The following is a 22,597-nucleotide window of genomic DNA, read 5'->3' on the forward strand; positions in this document are numbered from 1 at the left end:
TTTACAAAATTTACAATTATAGGTTTTGGATGCTTATTATTACCTGAAACTCCGCCATTTTAAACCTACGTTTTTTTGGTTGTGTAATGTGTTTATTATAAAACGATTATGGTATGTAATCGGTGACTATTAATTCTTAAATAATTTTAGTATGGCAAAACAGTATTTTTGGCAAGGTTGGTTATTGGATAATCCGCTGACGGAAGACCCGAATGACTTCACACTCAAGGTGAAAGCGGGCAACATGGTAACAGTCGGGGACATTGCGAAGGCATTGCAGGAGGAAGGTACTGAATTTCAGTTAGAAACACTAATTGACATTCTGAATCGTGGTGACCGGATAATCCGTAACAAGTTGCTTGCCGGCTTCAGTGTGGGAACGGGCGTGTTCTATGCTTATCCGAGCGTGTCGGGTGTGTGGTATGATAAGAATGAAACATTTGACGAGAAGAAGCACAAAGTGAGTGTGAATTTCCAATTGAGTGCAGCATTGCGGGAAGGCATCAAACAGGTGGGGGTAGAGGTGTTGGGCGTCTCTTCCGCAGGTCCGGAGATTTCGGGCGTGACGGATACGTGGACGGGCGAGTTGAACGGTTTGATAACCCCCGACGAAGTGGTGACGGTGAAAGGGCGTAATATACAGATAGCCGGCGAGGACGAAGGCAATGGCATCCGCTTCATCCGTGTGGACGATAACAGCGTCATACCGGTGGATATGCGCCGTCTGACGGTAAACAATCCGTCGTCGTTATCATTCCGTGTACCGAAGCTGACACCAGGCGACTACCATCTGGAACTGACCACGCAGTATTCGGCGGGGGGCAGTCTGTTGAAACAGGCACGTACCACACGTTTTGAGAAAGTGTTGAACGTTCCGGAAGCAGAGCAGAATTAGTGAGGTGTCCCACACGTCCGTATGGGGCATCCCCACACGGGCGTGTGACATACTCCCATTCGAGCGTATGGGACATCCCCATGCGGAAATTAATAACTACAAATAAAAATAACTATGAAACAACTATTATATTGTATGCTGTGCGTGGCTTTGCTGGCGGGGTGCAGCAAGGATCATGATAAGGTAGATGACAAAATTTCGGATTTTGCCCCTGCTTTTGCAAAAGTGTTACAAGAAAAAGGATATATCTCCGATTGTACAAAAATTACTTATGATGAGGTTAAAGATATTGATTCCCTTGATGTCAGTTTTAATGGTTTGACCTCCTTGGCGGGAATAGAGTATTTTGAATCATTGACTTATTTGGATTGTCGTGGTAATGAACTTACTTCATTGGATGTAAGCCGGAATACCGCCTTGACTGGTTTGGGGTGTGGTTCTAATCAACTTACATCTTTGGATGTGAGCCAAAATTCAGCATTGTCTGAGTTGTATTGTGATAGTAATCAACTAAAAGTGTTAGACGTAAGTAAAAATACGGTCTTGGCCGAATTATCCTGTGGTAATAATCCATTGGCTTCTTTGGATGTGAGTAAGAATGCAGCATTGACCGACTTGTCTTGTTATTATAATCAACTCACTTCTTTGGATGTAAGCCAGAATACAGCGTTGACTACGTTGAATTGCAGTGGCAACAAACTCACTTCTTTGGATGTAAGCCAGAATACAGCGTTGACTACGTTGAATTGCAGTGGCAACAAACTCACGTCTTTGGATGTGAGTGGGAATCCTGCATTGATTGAGTTGTTTTGTGCTGCTAATCAACTAACTTCTTTGGATGTGAGCGGGAATCCTGCGTTGACTTATTTGATTTGCTATTGGAATCAACTCACTTCTTTGGATGTGAGCGGGAATCCTGCGTTGACTTATTTGATTTGCTATTGGAATCAACTCACTTCTTTGGATGTGAGCCAAAATTCAGCTTTGTCCGAGTTGTATTGTAGTGATAATCAACTTGCTTCTTTGGATGTGAGCCAGAATACAGCGTTGACTACGTTAAATTGCAGGGGCAACAAACTCACGTCTTTGGATATGAGCCAAAATTCAGCTTTGTCCGAGTTGTATTGTAGTGATAATCAACTTACTTCTTTGGATGTGAGCGGGAATCCTGCATTGACCATTTTGGAATGCTTTTCTAATCAACTTGCTTCTTTGGATATGAGCCAAAATTCAGCTTTGTCCGAGTTGTATTGTAGTGAAAATCAACTTACTTCTTTGGATGTGAGTCAGAATACCGCCTTGACTCTGTTGTGGTGTAATTATAATCAACTTACTTCTTTGGATGTGAGCGGGAATACTGCCTTGACTTATTTGAGGTGTGAGGATAATCAACTTACTTCTTTGGATGTAAGTAATAATACTGCCTTGACTTATTTGAGGTGTGAGGATAATCAACTTACTTCTTTGGATGTAAGTAATAATACTGCCTTGATTTATTTGTATTGTTATGGTAATCAACTTACTTCTTTGGATGTAAGCCAGAATACTGCCTTGATTTATTTGTATTGTTATGGTAATCCTGGCGACGGGGAGAGCCTTTTCCCTGTGACGGCTTGGTTTGACAATAGCACAATTCCGGAAAATATGAAATTTAATAGCGAAGGCGATGGTTCTGACGGTAAAAGCTGGACGTACGCCGGCAAAACCATTCGCATCCATTTCCGCAAGGCGGAGTGATCTTAGAATTTTCGGAAATTATTTAACCGCAGGTTCATTCCGCATGAAGCCGGAATCAGCCTGCGGTTTGTCTATTCTCCTATAGAAATCTCTGACAAATTTCCACCGTAGATTATCTGGAAAATTAGTCATTTTCATGTATTTGCCCTTGAAAATGTGGTTTTAGTTTATGAAACGAAAGATATACAATAAGTTAAAGAAGTAAAAAGAGCATGGCGGGTTTATTGTAATTATCTGGATAATCACGGTTATAATAAGTATCGGTGTGTCATTGCTAAGTTAAATGATTTGCTTTATTTTTGCCGGAGTTTAAGCCCAAAAGAGTGAATCTGGAATTATTTATAGCACGCAGGTTATTAAAAGGAAGCGATAAACATTCCGTATCGGTTCCGATTGTCCGTATAGCATTGGTGGGGATTGCGCTGGGGATGTGCGTGATGTTGCTTTCAGTCTTTATTATTACAGGATTCAAGAAAGAGATTACGGATAAGGTAACGGGCTTTTCTTCTCATTTGAACATCGTCTCTTATGGAAATTACAACTCCTACACAGGAGGAAGAATCGTAGTGACGGATACATTGGTGGAGGGATTGAAGCGGATAAAAGGGGTTGCTTCTTTTCACGGTTATGTGATGAAACCGACCATCCTGAAAAGTGAAAAAGAAATACATGGGGCTATTCTGTATGGGGTGGATTCCTCTTTCCATGCTTCTTTCTTCCGTGACAATTTAAAACAGGGGCGGATGCCTGATTTTACGGGCAGTCAAACTTCCTCGGAAATATTGCTTTCGGGCAATATCGCTTCGATGCTGGATTTAAGCGTAGGGGATAAGATACAGGCACACTTTGTGCAGGAACCTCCCCGTGTGCGGGTTTTTACGGTAGCGGGAATATACAATACGGGGTTCAAGGAATACGATGACATATTTGTATTGTGTGATTTGCGGCATCTGCAACGTCTGAATGCCTGGAATAAGGAAGAAATGACCGGAATAGCCGTAGATGTGACGGATATAGCGCATCTTCCTGCGGTCTATGAGGAAATGGATGAAACATTGCCCTTGGAGAACGGAAATGATTTTTATAAAATAGAAACATTGTACGACAGATCGCCGGCAGTCTTCGACTGGCTGGAATTGTTGAATATGAACGTATGGGTCATCCTGATATTGTTATTGACGGTAGCCGGCTTCAATATGGTGTCGGGGCTGTTGATACTGATTCTGGATAAAACATTGTTGATAGGCATCTTGAAGTCATTGGGCTATAAAAATGTCAATTTGCGGAAACTGTTTTTGTATATATCGGCGGGGTTGATAGGTAAGGGAATGGTATGGGGAAATGTTTTGGCATTTACATTGGGGGCGGTGCAATATTATTTCCATATCGTCCGCTTGGACCCTGCTACCTATTACATGGATACGGTGCCTGTTTATTTCAATTTGTGGTATGTCGTATGGTTGAACATAGGAGTATTGGTAGTTTCCGTATCCATGTTGATTGTGCCGACCATGTTAATATCGCGGATACGGCCTATAAAAACCATTCGCTTTGAATAGCGGGAAGGAAAAAATGAGAGCATGAGCTGGAAAGAGAACATAGTGAAAAAATTATATGCCCATAAATACGGAATTATGGGTACCGTGATATTCCATCTCTTGTTGGCGATATTGCTGCTTAGTATGGAAATTGCCGGACTGCGCCAGCCCGAAAGGGTCGAAATAGAATTGGCAGCCCCGCCCGAGCAGGTACGGCAGAAACTGCTGGAAGAAAAATTGAAAAAAGAGGAAATCCGTAAAAGAGTATCCCGGGAAGAAATTCAGAAAATGTTACGCTCCATAGCAGTGAATGAAAATGTCGAATCGCGCAAGCAGTCGGGAGGCAATGTCGAGCGATATATAGAAGAAATAAGGGAGGAATTAGACCGTAACCAATCCTCCTCGGGACGATATAAACCGAAAAAAGACCGGAATTATAAATCGGATAGTTTGCAGCACGCTACAGATAAGAAAGAAGCCATGTTGGACTCATTGAAGTCTACATTTTATTCAGGGAAAAGCAGCGTATCCTATAAAGTGGAAGGGCGGTTTGCCCGTTTATTGCCGATACCTGTTTTTCAGTGTGAGTTTGGTGGGAAGGTGGTCGTGAGAATAGCGGTAAACAGGGGAGGGGCCGTACAGCGGGCAGTCGTTAGTGAAGCGGATTCCGATATGGATGAATGCTTGCACGAAGCGGCCGTGAATGCCGCTTTGCGTTCCAGATTTAATGAGAAACCCGATGCGCCGGTGTCGCAGACGGGAACGATTACATATCATTTTGTGAAACAATAGCGTTTGGTGTTTAAAATTATTGCATTAACTTTGCTTTGTTTAAGAGGAATTTATGGGATTTTTTTCAAAAAATAAAAAGTTTCGCAGTACGTATGAGGCTGAGACTTTACGGAAAGTGTTCGATGAAGATTATGAAATCTATAACCGGATAGCGAACAGCGAGGATTTGAAGCGTTATAAAGAGTTGGACGAATTCGTAAATAGTCCTGCATTTAAAGAGCGGCGCCGGAAAATAGAACAATTGTCCTATAAGAACAGTGAATATTATGTAGCGGAAAAGAAGTATAAGAAATTACTGAAATCCGCCGACCTGAAATCCTACTACATTATTCGCGAATCTCAGGAATTGAAGGGTTATTTGACTGCGAAGGCCTCTCCGGAGTACGAGCGGTATGCAGAGTTGCGGGTCATTGTCAATGCCGCTGGGTTTGATAAAAAATTAAGGCCGGAAGAGTACCTGGCTTATAAAAAAGTATTGAAAGACGCAAGGATAAAAGCTTTGCTTCGTTTTGAAAAACTTAAAAAATTCAAGTCTTACCAAAAAATGAAAGAAAGCTCGGTTCCGGAGGAATTTGAGCGGCTGGCCGAATATATAAAATCGGAGGACTTCAAAAAAAATCGGGAATATCTTCTTAATAAAAAGAGATATCTGACCACCGATGATTACAAACTGCTGTGTGAATTTGAGCAGTTGAAAAAACGCTCTGACCTTATAAAATATTTTACCCTCTGTGCCGATGTGAATTTCCAGAGTATGTGTAAATGGGAATTGGTATTCAGGGATAACTTCAATCAGGGCAAATTGGATACGGATCATTGGATAACCCGTTATTATGCGGGCGAGCGATTCTTGAACGATACTTATGCCGTTGGGGAAGACGTGCAATTATTTACTCCCGAAAATGTGAATTTTACCAAGAATTCAGTAATGCTGAATTTTAAGAAAGAATCAATTATCGGTAAATATTGGGATAGGGCTTTGGGTATTCGGGAAAAGAGTTTTGATTACACCTCGGGCATGTTGAGTACTGCTATTGATTTCCGGCAATGTTTCGGAAAATTTGAAGCGAAAATAAAATTGTCCCGTACCGAAGTTAAACAATGTTTCTGGATGAGGGGGGATAACGAGATGCCTCATGTGCAGATTATGGAAAATGGTCCGGAGGGATTGAAAATGGGAACAATGTATAATTTGCGGACACAATGTATCAATACGGTGCAGGCATTGAACGGTGTAAAACTGCCGAATGACTATTATATATTTACATTGGAATGGACACGGGACAGGATGGTGTGGAAAATCAACGATACGGTCGTGAAAGAAATAAATGAAGGTGTGCCGGATACACCGATGTATATAGGTTTTAGTCTGGGAACGACCAGTGAGCCTTCTGAACGGATGGTACCGGCGGTCATGGAGATAGGTTGGGTACGTTTTTATAAAATGAAAGACTAACTGTTTATGCCGCACAGGGGGATAGGGCTTTCTTTTCTTAATGCCTTGATAGAACTTTTATATCCCCGTCTGTGTTGTGTATGCGGAACGGGTCTGACAAGAGGGGAAAATCTCCTGTGTACTTCATGTTTATACGACTTTCCTTTTTTTGATGCGGCCTTGATTTCAGGAGACGGATTATTTTCTTCTTTTGAGGAAAAATGCAGGCCGGAAGGATTTCATTCTCTTTTCTATTACAATAAATACAGCAAATATAAAAACCTTGTACATGCTGTAAAATATCGTTCGCAAAAAGAATTGGGAATCTTTCTCGGAAAAATGTTGGGAGAGAGAATGCGGGGAAAAATACAGGCGGACGCGATTATACCGGTACCTTTACATGCTGCCCGGGAGAAAAAACGGGGCTTCAACCAGTCGCAGCGGATAGCGTGCGGTATTTCCGAAGCATTGGGGATAGAGGTATGGGAAGATGTAATTGTTCGGGTAAAAGACAACATTTCACAAACCGGTTTGGAGCCGGAAGAAAGGCGTAGGAACGTTGAAAACATATTTGAATTGCGTAACCCTGCGAAAATTAACGGAAAACACTTGTTGGTTGTTGATGATGTAATCACTACGGGAGCAACCGTTTCCTCCTGCCTGAAAGTATTGGCGGATGCCGGAAACGTACGATACACCTTGGCTTGTCTGGCGCGTCCGTTGGCATAAAAGGAACTTGGGCGGAATTGTTTAAGCAAGTTTGACTTTGTATTCAACTTGCACTATCTTTGTTGTTCAATAGTAAAAATAGTTTATGGATAAAGGACATTTATTGGCAGGTTGGAGGCTGTTTTGCCGATGGTTATTCATGGGGAGCATCATTTATTCATGCGCGAACAAAGGGTATCCGGAAGGAGGCCCAAAAGATGTAACCCCTCCGCATGTGGTGGAAGAGCGTCCCGGTTCTTTTAACCTGAACTTCGATAGAAAAAGTGTGAGTATCTATTTTGATGAATTCGTTCAATTAAAAAATGTGAACGAAAAATTCATCATCTCTCCACCTCAGGCTAAAAAGCCGAAAGTCCGCTTGCGAGGGAAATACATTCTGGTGGAAATACAAGATTCTTTACGTCCGGAAACAACATATAGCATGGACTTCGCGGATGCCATAGTTGATAATAACGAGGGAAATCCCTTGGGATACTATCGCTATGTCTTTTCCACGGGCAATTCAATCGATACCCTCGAATTGAGCGGGAATGTTGTGGATGCTGAAACCAATGAGCCGGTATACAACGCCTATGTATTTATTTATCGGGATGATGCGGATTCGGTGCCTATCACACAACTGCCCGATTACATGGCGAGGACGGACAGTGCCGGATTCTTCCGTCTCACGAATCTGAAAGAAGCGGACTACAAGATAGTGGCGGTGATGGACGACAACCGGGACTATAAATATGTGCCGGAAGCGGAACAAATCGGATTTATGGATTCTCTCGTACATCCGGTAATGATGGAAATGAGCCGGGTAGATACATTGGGAGAAGACTCCGTCGTAACCACGCACTACCTGGCTTACGGCCCGAACAACTTATATTTGCGTTTATTTCAGGAGACCCAGACAAAACTGTATATGACCAATAGCGACCGGCAGCGTCGGGAAGCCTTGTTTTTTACTTTTAGCATACCGGGGGAAAATGACTTCAAGATAGAGTTGTTGGATACGGCACTGAATACCCCTTGGTATATAGCAGAACAATCTGCCGGGAAAGACACGATAAACCTCTGGCTGACCGATTCTGCGGTTTATAAGCGAGACACCTTGCATTTCAGATTATCGTATTTACGTACGGACTCCTTAAATTGTAACTCGCCTTATACGGATACCGTAAGATTGGTATATACGGACAAAAATACCTCCGATAAAAAGAAACCGGACATGACCTTTTTAAACATATCTTCGAGCTTAAAAAGTGAGCAGGATTTAAACAAGGGCATCGGGCTGGAATTTGAAAAACCCTTGGCGGGACACTTGGATAGCATCAGATTATGGGAAAAAATAGATACCCTTTATCAACCGGTGAAATACGAGCTGACAAGAGACTCGCAGTCAGTGCGGAGGTACGAACTGAAAACGGAATGGAAGCCGGACGGCGAATACATGCTGACAATCGACTCTGCGGCCATGACGGACATTTATGGGAATCATAATAACAAATTAGAGAAAAAATTTAAAGTATTGAACAAAGAAGCGTATGGAAAACTGCTTTTGCATATTCAGGAGGGAAAAGGGCAGCTGCTGATTCAACTTTATAAGGCTGAAAACAAAAAAAGCGAAAACGGACACAAGATTTTTACCATCGTGGATGAAAAAATCATACAGGAAGCGGGAGAAGTTGAGTTTGACTACTTGAAAGCAGGGAAATACGGTGTCAGGGCAATATTTGATGAAAACCGCAACGGTAAATGGGATACGGGATTATACTTAAAAGGAATCCAGCCGGAAAAAATTGTTTATCTCCCGGGAGAATTAGATGTTCGACAGAATTTCGATATTGAACAGGAATTTAATCTGAAACAATGAAGAAAATAATTGTTTTTATACTGATATGGGGGGGATTTTTGGAAATTTCGGCACAAATAAGTGTCTTCCCTAAAGACGAGGAATTCACTTATTCGGGATACTACAATTGGGGAATTATATGGATGAGGGCGGGAATCGTCACATTTCGGGTAGAGGAATCGGAAAAATATCCTGATGCCTTGAAATTGGAAGCGGTCGGAACTTCATTGCCTTCATGGGATTGGATGTTTAAAATGCGGGATACCTTAATCACCCATTTTAATCAACACACCTTTTTACCTTATGAATTTTCCCGCAAAGCACATGAAGGGAGTTATCACAAAACCTTCGACTACCTTTGGGATTACGACAACAACCGGATTTTTGCCGATATACATAAAATAGATCGCTACAAAAAGCGGGATACAATACCGTTGCAGCCGGACACCTATGACATGTTATCGGTAGCTTGGAAAGCGAGAGGTTTGGACTTTGATTCCTATCATTCACAGGACACGATACCTATCAAAATATTACTGGACGACAAAATCCATGATTTGTACGTACGTTTTTTAGGTACGGATGAAATAAAAATCGGGGGCAAAAAGAGGGATGCCTATGTATTTTCGCCTCTGTTGGTAAAAGGCGATGTATTTAAAGGGGGAGAGGGAATGAAAATCTGGGTAAGCAAAGATGAAAACAGAATACCTCTGATGGTCGAGGCAAAAATCCTTGTCGGGTCGGTAAAAGGAATATTGGAAGTGAAAAAATAAATAGGGTACAGAAATAAAATAATCAATAAATAAGAATTGTCGCTTATGAAAACAATTGCTTTAATTCGTTTCTTGGCATGGCTGCTTGTAGTTTTTACACTATTCTCATGCAATGACCGTAAAGCGCCGTTGGCTACCTTTTCCGGAGCAACCAATGAAGTTTTGGTAATCATGGATAAAAATGATTGGAACAGTCCAGCGGGGGATACCGTGAAAGACTGGTTCCGGCAGGAACAATTGGGATTACCGCAGCCGGAGCCGATGTTTGATATAATTAATCTGCCCCGAAGCTCCTTTGAAGGCAATATAAAAGCCTACCGGAACATCTTGTATGCGAAAATCTCTCCCGACATCCAATTGGCGGAATTTGAATTCCGGGAAAGCCCGTGGGTGCGCGGACAGAAATATTTTCAGATTATGGCACCAGACAGAGCTTCCTTCATACAGGAATTCAATGCCCATAAGCAGGAAATGATGGATGTATTCATGAAAGCGGAGCGCGACAGGCAAATAGCATTGAACAAGCAAAAGCCGGAGCCGAAAATTGCCGAATTGATGAAAAACAAATACAAACTTTACTGTTACATACCTTTCGGATACAACGTCAATAAAGACCTGAAAGATTTTGTATGGATATCTAGGGAAACCAAAGTAGACAGTAGGGGAATAATCGTAATACAGCGGAAATATGAAGGAATCGGGCAGTTGCAGTACGATAGAATCATTGACACGGTCAATGTTGCTTTGCAACGCAACATCCCCGGACCCTTGGCAGGCACCTACATGGCGATAGATACCAAAACTCCGCTTGTAACGGAAACCTATAATTACGACGAAAACCATTATGCCGTAATGATGAAAGGTCTGTGGACGGTCGTAAACGATTTTATGGGAGGGCCTTTCGTATTAAATACCGTATTGGATGAGAAAAACGATCGGGTTGTATACATGATGGGATACGTTTATGCTCCCGATGATAAAAAACGGAACATGGTGAGAAAAGTGGAAGCAATCTTATTCTCTACCGGATTCGTGGACTGAAAAAACGGTTACTCATCCCGAATATAGTGTGCTGCGTTATTTGAAAATGTGATTTTATATACATAGTTTATCATGACTGAAAAAGTAAAGAAAGCTTTGTGGAAGAGAGGCTTGAAATGGGTGTGTGTCTCCTTCCTTTCGTTGGTTGTATTAGTGTTGATAGGAGTAGCCTTGGCCATCAACTTCATATTTACTTCCGAAAAACTGACCCCGTTTGTTGAAAAAATGGCAAATGAATATCTCAAGGCGGAGACCCGGATTGGAAAAATAGACCTGACATTCTTCTCCACCTTCCCCGATTTCGGAATGGAAATCTCGGATGCCCATATTATTTCGGGGGTATTCAGGGACTCATCGGCAACGGCTGTCGAACGCGACTCATTAATGTATATCGACAAAGCCTTGATTACCGTAAATCCGATGGCCTATTTGAAGAAAAAGAAAATAAAAGTAAAAGACTTCGTTATAGATCATCCTAGGATATACGCGTATGTGGACCAGGAAGGAGTGGCCAACTGGAATATTTTTGAACAGACCTCCGATACGACTGTTGTAGACACGGTGAAAACGCAGGAAGAGTCGGAAGAAATGCTTTTGGATATAAAAAACGTAAGGATAATAAACGGACACTTGATATTAAATGACCGTAGCACAGACCTCTATACGCGGATAGAAGGAATGGACATAGGGATAGATGGTAATTTCTTGGGGCGTACGGCGGACTTGCAATTGGATTTCGATGCGAAGAAAATATTATTTTGGCAGGAAGGAAAATTATTGGTAAAAAATCTGGCATTCGCCATGCAGTCAGGCATGAGCATTAATCGCGACTCCCTCCAATATAAATTGGATAAAGCCGTATTTACCGTAAATGGAATAAAATTCGGTGCCGGAGGAACTGTCAAGGCGGACACCGTGCAACGCCTGCTTGACGTGAATGTAAAATACGGGATACATATACCCTCCCTGAAAACCTTAATCGACTTAGTACCGGAAGCCGTATTGCAGAAAGACCACAAGGCCGACATACGGGGAGACATCCTGTGTACCGGAGATATCCGGGGAAGCTATGGGAAAAAGAATGTACCCCTCATTACCGCAGCTTTCCGCATCAAAGACGGCTATGTCGCCTATGAAGAAATGCCCTCCCGTATAGAGGCATTGGATGCCGATTTTGAAGCAGTAATCGATTTGCAGAAACAGCAGCCCTCCGTCGTAAAATTGAACAGTTTTTGCCTGAAAGGAGGCAAGACGGATATAGACGCGGAAGCGCTCATCGAAGACGTATTGACTGACCCGGTCATAAAAGCCCAGGTAAAAGCCCAGGTAGATTTTGACGATATAACCAATGTATTCCCGCTGACGGACGGAGTAACCTGTCAGGGAAAAATAGATGCCTCATTGCGGACAAAAGTCTTGATGTCGGATATAACGGGAGGAAATTACGGGCAATTGAAATTGGGAGGTTGGTGTAAAATGCAGGACGTATCGGTATTTATACCGCAAGACAGCATCAGCGCCCAGGTTAAATCCGCCGGATTGGCATTTGCCACCAACCGGGCAAACGAGAAAGTCACGCAAGGTGTGGATTTATTAAATGGAATCGTAGGATATACCGGATTGGATGTATTTGTAAGAAACAGGATAAATCTGAAAATGGATTCGGCGTATGTTACCTTAAAAACAACGCCTCTGCGGGACACAACCACCATTGCGACCGTAAATTCCGGTATGCACCTCGGAAGGACATTGCTTATCGTAAAAGACACGTTACTGCTGGGGATGAAACGGGCGGACGTAAAAGCAAAATTGATGCCGACCAAAAGAAACCCGAAAGTACCTCGTATAGAATCCCATTTACAGGTAGATAGTTTACGGCTACGTTCAATGGGAAATCGCTTGAACATGGCCAAAGCGGACATTCAGCTGAATGCGACGCGCACTCGGCGGGACGATAAAGTATGGATTCCTTCGGGATATGTTGATTTCACGGGCTTGCGGGCATTCACGCCTTACTTCCCCTTGCGTGTCAGTATGCCGGGAACACGGATACACTTCAATCGCAAGGAAATACAATTGGATTCGGCCCAATTACGCTTGGGACGTTCGGATGTGCGTCTGACGGGAAGCGTGACAAACCTGTGGAAAGCATTTTTCCGGCATGATACACTATATGCGTCATTGGCTGTCAAATCACGTATGGTAAACTGCAACCAGCTGATGAGGGCATTGGATGCCGGGACCGCTTATATGAACAAAACAGCGGAACAAAGACAGGAAACCGTGAACGGTAACGAAGAAAATTTGGATGACTTATCGGCAGTCAGCGATACCATCGTCTACTCGGAAAACAATACTGTATTTGTCGTTCCTCCGGGAATAGATTTCCTCTTCCGGATGGATATAGACCGGATGATATTCGGTAAACTGTTGATGGATAGCATACACGGAGAAGTCGTGATGAAAAACCAGTGCATCCAGCTTTCCGATTTGACATTGCGTTCCGCAGCGGCAGACATGAATGCTACGGGTATCTACAAAGCCACCGATACCTTGCGGGCCTATACGGGATTTGCCTTGAAAATGCACGAAATCCAGGTAGACAGTCTGATAAGGATGATGCCCTCATTGGATACACTCTTCCCGATGTTGCGTTCACTTGAAGGCGTTGTAGACTTCAATGTATCTGCCGAGGCCTGGTTGGATTCCACGTTGATGGTTGATTTGCCGACCTTGCGGGGAGCGGCCTATCTGGACGGACACGATTTGGTGCTGATGGACGGGGAAACCTTTGCTGAAATATCGAAAATGCTGTGGTTTAAAAACAAACAGAAGAATATGATAGACAGCATTTCGGTAGACATCTTGGTACGGGACGGAGTAGTGGAAATATTCCCCTTCCTGTTGGAAATCGACCGCTACAAAGTAGCAGTGGGAGGAGAGCACAACATGGACATGAGCTTTAAATACCATGTATCACTGTTGAAATCGCCCTTGCCTTTCCGTGCGGGAGTAGATATTTCCGGTACGCTGGATAAAATGAAATTCCGGGTTACAAAAGCAAAATACAAAGATTGGTTCATCCCTTCCCGGCAGACGAAACTGGACAGCGCGCAGGTAAGTTTGAGACAGCGGATTCGCACCATATTGAGAGAGGGAGGAAACAACGAATTGGATAACTGATAAACAAAAAAGCGGGGAGAAACATGGAGCAAAATAAACCGCGGGCAACCGTTCGGATGGACATGTTACATGGCGGTCTGTTTCGGAAAATACTGACATTCGCTTTACCGTTGATAGCCAGTGGAATCCTGCAACAGTCGTTTAACTCGGTAGACGTTGCCGTAGTCGGGAAATTTGCAAGTAGTCAGGCATTGGCGGCTGTTGGGAGCAACGGTTTGATAATCAGTTTGATGATAAACTTGTTTGTCGGAATCTCCGTCGGGGCCAACGTCGTTATAGCCCACTACATCGGGCAACAGGACGAAAAAGGTATCCGGAACGCCATTCATACCGTTGCGGTCATTGCCTTGGCCAGCGGCCTCCTTTTGCTTGCGCTCGGTTTATCCATCGCCAGGCCCTTATTGGAGCTGATGGATACCCCCGAAGATGTCATAGACCTTGCCACCCTTTATCTGCGGATTTACTTCCTGGGAATGCCGTTCATGATGATTTATAACTTCGGGGCGGCCATACTCCGGAGTATGGGAGACACCAAAAGGCCCTTCTATAGCCTCATTGCGGCCGGCATTGTCAATGTAGGACTAAACCTGCTTTTAGTCATCGTATTTGAAATGAGTGTCGCAGGGGTAGCCATTGCGACAGTCGTGTCGAACATCGTAAACGCTGCCATAATCATCTGGTTATTGACACACGAAGAAGGCGCCTTCCGTCTTGAATGGAAAAAAATGTCGATAGCCCGGCGGGAATTGAAAAAAATACTTCAGATAGGCATACCGGCGGGAGTACAGGGAGTGGTATTTTCCATCTCCAACGTATTTATCCTTTCCACCATCAACAAATTCGGTTCCGATGCAGTAGCAGGCTCCTCGGCGGCTGTCAATTTTGAATACTACTGTTACTTTGTCATTAGTGCTTTTGCACAGTCGGCGGTAGCCTTCATCAGTCAGAACTACGGGGCGGGGCAGATAGAGCGTTGTAAAAAAATCTTCCGGCAAAGCATGCTCATGGCATTCGTCAGTTGTGCCGTTCTGAACATAGTCATCGCTTGGCAGCGGGAACTTTTCGTAAGTATGTTCACCTCCAGTCCGGAAGTTATACATTACGCCTCCATACGCATGCGTTACGTCTTGCTCTTTCAGTTCATCGCGTGCAGCTACGAAATAAGCGGGGCGGCACTGCGGGGATTGGGATATTCCATGACTCCCACCATTCTGACCATATTCGGAACATGCTTATTCCGGCTATTATGGATATATACCGTCACACCCCGGTACGGCAGCTTTGAAGTCCTGATGTACGTCTATCCCATATCATGGGTCATAACCGGCATCGCCGTATACGTTGCCTACCTGATTATCCGGAAAAAAGCCTTCGCCTTGCATTCTTAAGTTGAAAAGGCTTTTTAAACTCTTTGATTTTTCATCATGAAATCGTGTTTTTTTCGGCTTCTTAAGCTAATAATCAAGACTTGAAGTGTTCAATAAAAAATCAAACAACCCCATTATCAAGACACCCTCTTCAGTATACCAGGGATTGATGTTTTTGTAAATACCAAGATAACTCAAAAGATGCAAACTGCCAAATAACTCATTTATTATTTTTGCCAATATTGGCACTTTTTGTAAATATATAAGATTTGAGGTTGAAAACAGACGATTTATGTAAAAGATAAAAAGCCATTGTCTTGGCCGTATCATCAGTTTCTTACCTCTTTGATTTTTCATCATGAAACTGTGCATTTTTTTCGGCTAAAAATACCCCTTTTCGGAAAACCTATCATTTTCATGTTAAAAACCTATCGTTTTTGTCTCAAAAACGATAGGTTTTCGGTAGCAAAACGATAGGTTTAAAAATAACGGGTTGGGTCATTAAGCCGGATGTATCTAAATGATGATTGCTAATGTTTTTAATATCAGATATTTATTTGTTTTTTCGCGGGCATTAATTGAAAATGGATACTTAGTTTGAAAAAAAGAGGCTCTTTTCAGTACAAAAAGAGTATGTTTTTGATGCAAAAAGAGCCTCTTTTTTAGTAGAAAACATATCCTTTATTTTTTGGAGTAAAAAAAATTGGTAGAAACGGAACAATGGAAAAAGCATTTTTCCACTGCTCCATTGTCCTATTTTTTCATTCTTACCAATCCGTTTCCAGTTTGTATTTGTTTTTTCTTGCCGCGGTTTGCAGAAAGTCACCCGTTCGAGAGAATTTGTTCCTGCAAGTTGCGGTGTTAAATCCTAAACATTTGTTATGTACCGCTAACAGCGGCTTAAATTTTTAACACTATTTTCTTTTGCAGCCATTCTTTTGGGACTATGGAACGACGGGGCTGATTCGTACTTGTCCGTTTCCATCTTCTGTTTGTACTCCGCTTGACATACTAGCATTTTGGAAGACAAGACCGCTGTAATGATTGGGTTGCCCTGTCGGGGTTAGATTCCCGTCGCCCGTAATGGCGTTGCATCCCGCCATCCCGGACACAAAACCGGAACCACCACCGCCAGAGTGACTTCTATTATTTGTATTTGGACCATAGTAGCCGCCGCCGCCACCGCCACCACCACTATAGCCACTTCCTCCATATTTCCCATCGCCTCCTACTCCAAAGGAATAAGCTGTTTGTGTAGCTTGAATGTAGACACTAGCTAATGATGTTGGATTACCTCCGGTTAAACCTCCTCCAACTCCAGCAGCACCGCCACTGCCGCCACCGCCGGCTACCATGATTCTGGAGTAAAGGTTCCCGGCGACTAGACGGATGTCACTGGCTCCTCCACCTCCACCACCGGTATCGTCTCCCTCATCGTTCCCTCCTTTACCGCCTCCATTCCATCCCCCGGCTCCTCCTGTTTTATTTTTCGCTCCGTCTCCACCCTTTCCTCCAACATAAGCATAAAAAGTTCTTGAAGAAGTTAATACCAATTCGCCTTTGCTGTATCCGCCATAACCAATAGAAGTTTTTAATGTTCCCTGTATTCTGATGCGTCCTCCTTTTGCTCCCCAACACTCCATTTTGTATTTACCAGGAGCCAAGGTAATAGATTGATAACTTCCCGTATATTTAAACTCTCTTTGTATTTCCAGTCTTTTTGTCCATTCTTGTCCCGGGCATTTGTCAGAGGATACCGTTACATTTGTCCAAAAGACGGAATTGGAAGTCAAGCCCGTTACAAGTCCTTTGTTATTAATGGATATTCCCGCAGGGGGAGTTTCCAATTTCCAATGCGTTTGCGGCATGTTACCCCACGTAGAGGTGACGGTAAAGGAAGGATAAGCATTGGTAAGAGTTTCCACAGAACTTGTCCAGGGTTTGGGAGCGACGTAAAGGGTGGCGATGGCTTCTGCTTCGCCGACGGCACAAGTCGCTTTCCGTTTGATTTTGTATACTTTGAATGTCGTTGTTGTGTTTGAGAAAGAAGCTTGTAAGTTAGCTCCCGTACTCCCCGAATATAATATCCACGAAGTTCCGCTGTCCGTACTGTAGTACCAAGAATATGAAATTTTTCCGACACTGTTGTTAGGCAGGACACCTGTTAATTTCACGCTCGTACTGGGACAGACAGAGTCCCGTGTCGTGTTGTTGGGACACAGGATGGCTCCACCATCAAATCCGGTGGTGTTAAGCAGGGTGCGTACTCCCCGGAAACCAACATCGTTAAATCTTTTGGTAAAAGAAGTATAAGTTAGTCCTCGAGCTTTAGTACGGTTGGAAGTATACAACAGGCTGTCCGGATTGAGATAGCATCCTCCCCGAACTCCGAATGCAGCGGCATCATTTGGCCAGTAACTGGTAGAAATATCTGTCGAACCATCAGCATTCAGTTCTCCGTCACCATGGGAGTAAGTAACGTTGGTAGCAACGAATCCTTTTCCGGAGCTTGTTGCGACATAACATAATTCATTTAAATTACCACTCATGTCCATAACGCCCCAATAGGTAGCTCCGGATTGGGTTTGATTGGTGGAAGAGGTGGCAAACATTCCGCACCTTACAGGACCATCGATGATGCCTCCGCTATTTACGTTGTGGTTTTTATTAACGGACTGTTCCCGCTCGTCGCCGGGGTAGAGGAGGTCGGATTCGGCGGTCAGAGGATTGACTCCGCTATTGCTGTTCCAGGCGTATTCTCCTTTTGCCGGAATCTGGGGATAAGGACGTCGGCATGCCTTTTCGTATTCCAGTTCACTCATAGGGCGCAGTCCGCTCCAGTCACAATACGCTAACATGTCATAGGGAGAGAGAGGACCGCAGGCAATAGTCTGCCCGTCATCCTTAGAGAAAAGGTCATTGGCCGGGTTAAGATTGTTGCCGAACACGGCGGGTCCGTCTTTCCCTCTTTGCTCAATAAAGACGATACCGTTCCGACGGGTCGGGGTGGCTATATCCCCAAAAACGTAATCTCCGCGGTTCATCGTAGAGAAATTGTTATTGGTCACATGCGCTTTCTGTTGTGTTAGGGTCAGAGAATTCAAAAACTCCATATACTGCTCCTGGCTCGTCTCGTACTTCATGATATAGAAACCTTTGTAGCCTTTAGGGAAAGCAGCGGGCAAGGTAACAGACGTGGATGACGGATTGGCAGTGATTAGGGTTATTGCCGCTTCCGAATCGATAAGGCAGCGGGTTTTGCCCGATTGGGCAAAACCATAGTGGGACTGATTGTCCCCGAGATAGTAACTACCGTAGGGGATATATACCATCTCTATGGCATGAACAGCAACGTATATTTTATCCAGTTTATCGCCGAAACTGGAGGCAGTGAGTGCTTTCTTCGTGTTGGCCTTGTAAAGCCATTTAAGCCGTACCCGAACACTTACATTACCGTCGGAGATTTCATCCCGCATAAGGAAAACACCAGTGACTTTGGTACCTGTCTGACCGAACATGAAGGAATACTCTCCGCCTTCGTCTCCGCTTTGTGGTGTGGCTTCGTGTCCTAACTGGGCAAGATAGCCGTGATGCCAGGGTTCGGTAGCGCCCCGCTTTTTGTACTTAAGGAACACCCACGCAGCGTCCCAGTTGAAGTCATCCCGCCAGGAGTTGTCCCACGAGAGATTCAGTTCAACGAAAGCCGTATCGCCGACGATATTGACGACACGGGGTTTACCCGCGATTCGGATATTGTTTCCGAGAACGGGCGGAGAAAACAATCCGGAAAGAGTCACGACAAACAGCAACCCCAACGACATCCATAGACGCCGCATTCCGACACACTTGATTAATTTTTTCATATCAAGAAATTACTTAGCACCTTGAAAGTCCCCGGAAAGGTGGTTAATGACAAAAAGAAAGCGTGGGAACTATTCTGTTTATCTTCTTTAAGGTATCGCCAAACACCCCGTTACGAATAAACAGCTATCCCACGCTTAACCTGTATATAGCACGAACGTATATACGGCAAGCATGAGCGTTTGTACTGTTTTTCCCCGTAACTTAAAAATTGGCGATTTCTAAAGAAAGGATAAAACAAAAACGCTTCAAAATAATATATCTACATGGCAGGTCTCTCTGCCACAACGGGACAAATATAAAGAAAAAACTTCAGAAAGTAGAAAAGGTTGTGAAGCGCTTTATAGAATTGAAATAGCATTGAAGAAGAGGCTATGAACAGTTAAAATCTATACGGAATCCGGTAGGAAGTCTAAAGTTGGCTATGATTTTCCGTATTATAAATTGTTTTTGTAATTTTAGCGGCTGAATTGTAACAGAAGCAGTCATGAGAAAAGACGAGAGATATAATAAACGGGGTGTTTCCGCCTCCAAAGAGGATGTACACAACGCTATCCGCAATGTGGATAAAGGGATATTCCCCAGGGCTTTTTGTAAAATAGTCCCGGATTATTTGGGCGGAGACCCTGATTATTGTAATATCATGCACGCGGATGGGGCGGGGACGAAATCGTCGCTGGCTTACATGTACTGGAAAGAAACCGGTGATTTGTCCGTGTGGAAAGGAATAGCGCAGGATGCTCTGATTATGAATATCGATGACCTGTTGTGTGTGGGAGCGGTGGATAATATTCTATTGTCTTCAACCATTGGCCGTAATAAGAATCGGATACCCGGCGAGGTGATAGCTGCTATTATCAATGGTACGGAAGAGTTGTTGGAGGAATACCGCCGGTTGGGGGTAAATATCTATTCCACGGGAGGAGAGACGGCGGATGTGGGAGATCTGGTGCGTACGATTATCGTGGATTCTACGGTGACGTGCAGAATGAAGCGGAAAGATGTAATTGACAATGCAAATATACGGCCGGGAGACGTTATTGTCGGATTGGCTTCATACGGACAGGCGACTTACGAAAAAGAATATAACGGCGGCATGGGTTCCAACGGTCTGACTTCTGCCCGCCATGATGTATTTGCCAAATATCTGGCGGAGAAATATCCGGAAAGTTATGACCACGAAGTGCCGGAAGAATTGATATATGCCGGCGGTTGCTGCTTGACGGATGCGGTGGAAAACGTGTCGTTGGATGCCGGGAAATTGGTGCTTTCTCCCACCCGTACGTATGCGCCGGTAATAAAAAGGATACTGGATCGCTATCGGGGACAGATTCACGGTATGGTACATTGCTCCGGCGGTGCGCAGACGAAAGTGATGAACTTCGTAGAAAACATGCACGTAATTAAAGACAATCTGTTTCCAGTGCCTCCTTTGTTCCGGCTGATACAGGAACAATCCGGCACCTCTTGGGAAGAGATGTACAAAGTATTCAATATGGGACACCGTATGGAAATATACGTAGACGAAAAACTCGCCGATGAAATCATCGCCATATCCGGAACATTCAATATTGACGCTCAAATCGTCGGCAGATGCCACGAAAGCAGCGAAGGCAATAAGCTTACCTTACTCAGTGAATTCGGGAAATTCATATACTGAAAGGTAGGTTTCATTCATAAACCTTTATATATAAGAAAAGGATGCCTTTTAGGCATCCTTTTATATTCGGTTGAAGATGGCATAAAGGCGCCACCATATAAGCAGAATGAGGGCGATGGTGATTGTCCAGGTGAGTACGGCGCCAGTGTGGAGAAAGTATTGGACGGTAAAGGCCAGGCCTTCCATACCCCGCAGGGGATTCAGTCCCATCCAGGTGTACCTGTATTCTGCCGGCAGGGAACTCATGGATAATACGCTGAAGGCAATCAATACGACAATAAAAGAGAGAATCAGTGCTATTTTATTCAAATTTTTCATGGCTTTTCGTTTAAAACAAAAATCCGGCACTTCCCAGCACCGGATTTCAGCTCCTCAGGTAGGACTTGAACCTACGACCTACGGATTAACAGTCCGCCGCTCTAACCAACTGAGCTACTAAGGAATTTCGCTTTAAAAGCGATGCAAAGATAGCGCTATTTTATAAACCTCCAAAATTATTGCTGAAAAAATATAGAAAGCGAAATGCTTTTTGAGGGAATTAAATATGTGGTTTTTATTTGAATGTAAAGAAAGTAAATTAACTTTGTCAAATTATGTATAATTTTAGTGTACGTCCGTTAATTACCGGAATCATTGGTTATGAAAAAAGGTTTATTGTGGATTTGGCTTTTGTATAATGTTGCTGTTGTTTCGGCGCAGGATACGAAAGTTGCCCATCCTTTTATGTGGAAATCTTTTAATAATCCGGGATATTCGGGGTTTGACGGATTGATGCGTGCCGCTTTGGGTGTACAACGTTCGCATTGGAGTCATCCGTTGGATTTAAGAACTTATTTTCTGGCTTATGATTATCCTTTTCAGGATAAGAATACATACGGTTTGGGGGGCATTTCCATAATGTATCAGCGGGATCAGGAAAGTGCCTTGAAATATGTGACGGATATGTTGGGCGTTTCTGTTTCGGGAAGGGTGCAGGTGTCTCGTGCGACTGTCATACAACTTGGTTTGCAACCGACATTTTACAAGAAAGGATTAGACCCGTCAAGGATTACGTTGGGCGACCAGTTTGACCCTTTTTATGGGCAGATATTGGATGTTTCTCCGGAGTTAGTGAACTTTTATGCGGATAATATTTTCATGTTTGATGTGGCGGCAGGTATGTACGGAGAGACGGATTTTCTTATTGGCTGGCATGGCGTGGCAAGTCTGGAGTATGGTTTTTCCGTGTATCATATCATTGAGTCTACGCAGTCGTTTTTATCGAAACACGGTTCGGAATCTTCGTCGGAGAATGTCTTGCAGCGGCGTTATTCGGGGTATCTTTCCTATTCTCATCCGGTGGTTTTGAATGATTTGAATACGGTGTTGTCGCCTTATTTGCTGATGGATATTCACTCCACGATGAAAAGTTTTCATTTCGGGCTTTGTTGGAAAGAAGAACGTTTCGGTATGATTGGTTTGGGCATGAAGAGCGATCAGTATGAGGGCTTGAAGGTTGGTTCGGTGTTATTCCATTTAGGGCTTAATATAGCTCCGAAAAGGGATAGGGGATGGCAACTTGCTTATACGTATGAAGTGCCGACGAATCAGGGTACCATGTATCGGAATACGACGCACGCATTGTCGCTTCACTGGTATTTGAAATACTCACCGAAACGGTGTATCAGCCCCTTCGGGCAAATGCCTGACAGGACAGGCAGGATAAAAGGGCAGAAAAGAGGAGGGAATAAAACTATTAAATTGTGAAAG

The 22,597-nt window shown here is 43.7% G+C and carries 16 protein-coding genes and 1 tRNA gene; 13 read left to right on the forward strand and 4 right to left on the reverse strand.

Going from position 1 to position 22,597, the window contains the following annotated elements:
- Window positions 1-151 precede the first annotated feature (151 nt).
- The 11 genes from NFR61_RS06850 (at window position 152) to NFR61_RS06900 (ending at window position 15,348) form a co-directional block, all read left to right on the forward strand.
- Window positions 152-895: a DNA-binding domain-containing protein gene (locus NFR61_RS06850; protein ID WP_251622014.1), complete on the forward strand. Its 744-nt coding sequence runs from the start codon at window positions 152-154 to the stop codon at window positions 893-895.
- A 114-nt stretch (window positions 896-1,009) separates the two neighbouring features.
- On the forward strand, window positions 1,010-2,632 hold the full coding sequence (locus tag NFR61_RS06855) for a leucine-rich repeat domain-containing protein (protein ID WP_251622015.1): 1,623 nt from the start codon (window positions 1,010-1,012) through the stop codon (window positions 2,630-2,632).
- Window positions 2,633-2,955: 323 nt separating this feature from the next.
- Window positions 2,956-4,191: an ABC transporter permease gene (locus NFR61_RS06860; RefSeq protein WP_251622016.1), complete on the forward strand. Its 1,236-nt coding sequence runs from the start codon at window positions 2,956-2,958 to the stop codon at window positions 4,189-4,191.
- Between the two features lie 21 nt (window positions 4,192-4,212).
- The gene (locus NFR61_RS06865; protein WP_251622017.1) at window positions 4,213-4,962 is read left to right on the forward strand and encodes an energy transducer TonB; all 750 of its coding nucleotides are present in this window, start codon (window positions 4,213-4,215) and stop codon (window positions 4,960-4,962) included.
- 52 nt (window positions 4,963-5,014) lie between these two features.
- Window positions 5,015-6,418 carry a glycoside hydrolase family 16 protein gene (locus NFR61_RS06870; protein WP_251622018.1) on the forward strand — a complete coding sequence of 468 codons (1,404 nt, stop codon included), beginning with the start codon at window positions 5,015-5,017 and terminating at the stop codon, window positions 6,416-6,418.
- A gap of 6 nt (window positions 6,419-6,424) precedes the next feature.
- Window positions 6,425-7,126: a ComF family protein gene (locus tag NFR61_RS06875; RefSeq protein ID WP_251622019.1), complete on the forward strand. Its 702-nt coding sequence runs from the start codon at window positions 6,425-6,427 to the stop codon at window positions 7,124-7,126.
- A gap of 85 nt (window positions 7,127-7,211) precedes the next feature.
- Entirely contained in the window at window positions 7,212-8,984 is a 1,773-nt protein-coding gene (locus NFR61_RS06880) for an Ig-like domain-containing protein (RefSeq protein WP_251622020.1), read from the forward strand.
- Window positions 8,981-9,736 carry a DUF3108 domain-containing protein gene (locus NFR61_RS06885; RefSeq protein WP_251622021.1) on the forward strand — a complete coding sequence of 252 codons (756 nt, stop codon included), beginning with the start codon at window positions 8,981-8,983 and terminating at the stop codon, window positions 9,734-9,736. The genes NFR61_RS06880 and NFR61_RS06885 overlap by 4 nt, the downstream gene beginning before the upstream one ends.
- 45 nt (window positions 9,737-9,781) lie before the next feature.
- Entirely contained in the window at window positions 9,782-10,777 is a 996-nt protein-coding gene (locus NFR61_RS06890; protein WP_251622023.1) for a DUF4837 family protein, read from the forward strand.
- A 72-nt stretch (window positions 10,778-10,849) separates the two neighbouring features.
- Entirely contained in the window at window positions 10,850-13,960 is a 3,111-nt protein-coding gene (locus NFR61_RS06895) for an AsmA family protein (protein ID WP_251622026.1), read from the forward strand.
- Between the two features lie 23 nt (window positions 13,961-13,983).
- Window positions 13,984-15,348: an MATE family efflux transporter gene (locus tag NFR61_RS06900; protein WP_251622027.1), complete on the forward strand. Its 1,365-nt coding sequence runs from the start codon at window positions 13,984-13,986 to the stop codon at window positions 15,346-15,348.
- Window positions 15,349-15,414: 66 nt separating this feature from the next.
- Here the strand turns inward: NFR61_RS06900 and NFR61_RS06905 are convergent, their stop codons facing one another.
- Complete coding sequence (locus NFR61_RS06905; protein ID WP_251622028.1) at window positions 15,415-15,687, reverse strand: hypothetical protein; 273 nt, start codon at window positions 15,685-15,687, stop codon at window positions 15,415-15,417.
- Window positions 15,688-16,271: 584 nt separating this feature from the next.
- The gene (locus NFR61_RS11165) at window positions 16,272-19,190 is read right to left on the reverse strand and encodes a glycine-rich protein (protein ID WP_277613062.1); all 2,919 of its coding nucleotides are present in this window, start codon (window positions 19,188-19,190) and stop codon (window positions 16,272-16,274) included.
- Window positions 19,191-19,675: 485 nt separating this feature from the next.
- Here NFR61_RS11165 and NFR61_RS06920 point away from each other — a divergent pair, with 485 nt between their 5' ends.
- On the forward strand, window positions 19,676-20,848 hold the full coding sequence (locus tag NFR61_RS06920) for an AIR synthase related protein (protein WP_251622029.1): 1,173 nt from the start codon (window positions 19,676-19,678) through the stop codon (window positions 20,846-20,848).
- 60 nt (window positions 20,849-20,908) lie between these two features.
- Here the strand turns inward: NFR61_RS06920 and NFR61_RS06925 are convergent, their stop codons facing one another.
- Window positions 20,909-21,166 carry a hypothetical protein gene (locus tag NFR61_RS06925; protein WP_251622030.1) on the reverse strand — a complete coding sequence of 86 codons (258 nt, stop codon included), beginning with the start codon at window positions 21,164-21,166 and terminating at the stop codon, window positions 20,909-20,911.
- Between the two features lie 50 nt (window positions 21,167-21,216).
- A tRNA-Asn gene (locus NFR61_RS06930) sits at window positions 21,217-21,290 on the reverse strand.
- Between the two features lie 197 nt (window positions 21,291-21,487).
- On the opposite strand from NFR61_RS06930, the gene NFR61_RS06935 reads away from it, so the two are divergent.
- Entirely contained in the window at window positions 21,488-22,594 is a 1,107-nt protein-coding gene (locus NFR61_RS06935) for a PorP/SprF family type IX secretion system membrane protein (protein WP_251622031.1), read from the forward strand.
- Window positions 22,595-22,597 lie beyond the last annotated feature (3 nt).

The organism is Odoribacter lunatus, from assembly GCF_943193135.1.
Taxonomy (GTDB): Bacteria; Bacteroidota; Bacteroidia; order Bacteroidales; family Marinifilaceae; genus Culturomica; species Culturomica lunata.

Excerpts from the sequence above, each read along its gene's own strand:
- NFR61_RS06850 (WP_251622014.1), top strand. The coding sequence starts at position 152 with ATGGCAAAACAGTATTTTTGGCAAGGTTGGTTATTGGATAATCCGCTG.
- NFR61_RS06855 (WP_251622015.1), top strand. The coding sequence starts at position 1,010 with ATGAAACAACTATTATATTGTATGCTGTGCGTGGCTTTGCTGGCGGGG.
- NFR61_RS06865 (WP_251622017.1), top strand. The coding sequence starts at position 4,213 with ATGAGCTGGAAAGAGAACATAGTGAAAAAATTATATGCCCATAAATAC.
- NFR61_RS06870 (WP_251622018.1), top strand. The coding sequence starts at position 5,015 with ATGGGATTTTTTTCAAAAAATAAAAAGTTTCGCAGTACGTATGAGGCT.
- NFR61_RS06875 (WP_251622019.1), top strand. The coding sequence starts at position 6,425 with ATGCCGCACAGGGGGATAGGGCTTTCTTTTCTTAATGCCTTGATAGAA.
- NFR61_RS06880 (WP_251622020.1), top strand. The coding sequence starts at position 7,212 with ATGGATAAAGGACATTTATTGGCAGGTTGGAGGCTGTTTTGCCGATGG.
- NFR61_RS06885 (WP_251622021.1), top strand. The coding sequence starts at position 8,981 with ATGAAGAAAATAATTGTTTTTATACTGATATGGGGGGGATTTTTGGAA.
- NFR61_RS06890 (WP_251622023.1), top strand. The coding sequence starts at position 9,782 with ATGAAAACAATTGCTTTAATTCGTTTCTTGGCATGGCTGCTTGTAGTT.
- NFR61_RS06895 (WP_251622026.1), top strand. The coding sequence starts at position 10,850 with ATGACTGAAAAAGTAAAGAAAGCTTTGTGGAAGAGAGGCTTGAAATGG.
- NFR61_RS06900 (WP_251622027.1), top strand. The coding sequence starts at position 13,984 with ATGGAGCAAAATAAACCGCGGGCAACCGTTCGGATGGACATGTTACAT.
- NFR61_RS06905 (WP_251622028.1), bottom strand. The coding sequence starts at position 15,687 with ATGATGAAAAATCAAAGAGGTAAGAAACTGATGATACGGCCAAGACAA.
- NFR61_RS11165 (WP_277613062.1), bottom strand. The coding sequence starts at position 19,190 with ATGAAAAAATTAATCAAGTGTGTCGGAATGCGGCGTCTATGGATGTCG.
- NFR61_RS06920 (WP_251622029.1), top strand. The coding sequence starts at position 19,676 with ATGAGAAAAGACGAGAGATATAATAAACGGGGTGTTTCCGCCTCCAAA.
- NFR61_RS06925 (WP_251622030.1), bottom strand. The coding sequence starts at position 21,166 with ATGAAAAATTTGAATAAAATAGCACTGATTCTCTCTTTTATTGTCGTA.
- NFR61_RS06935 (WP_251622031.1), top strand. The coding sequence starts at position 21,488 with ATGAAAAAAGGTTTATTGTGGATTTGGCTTTTGTATAATGTTGCTGTT.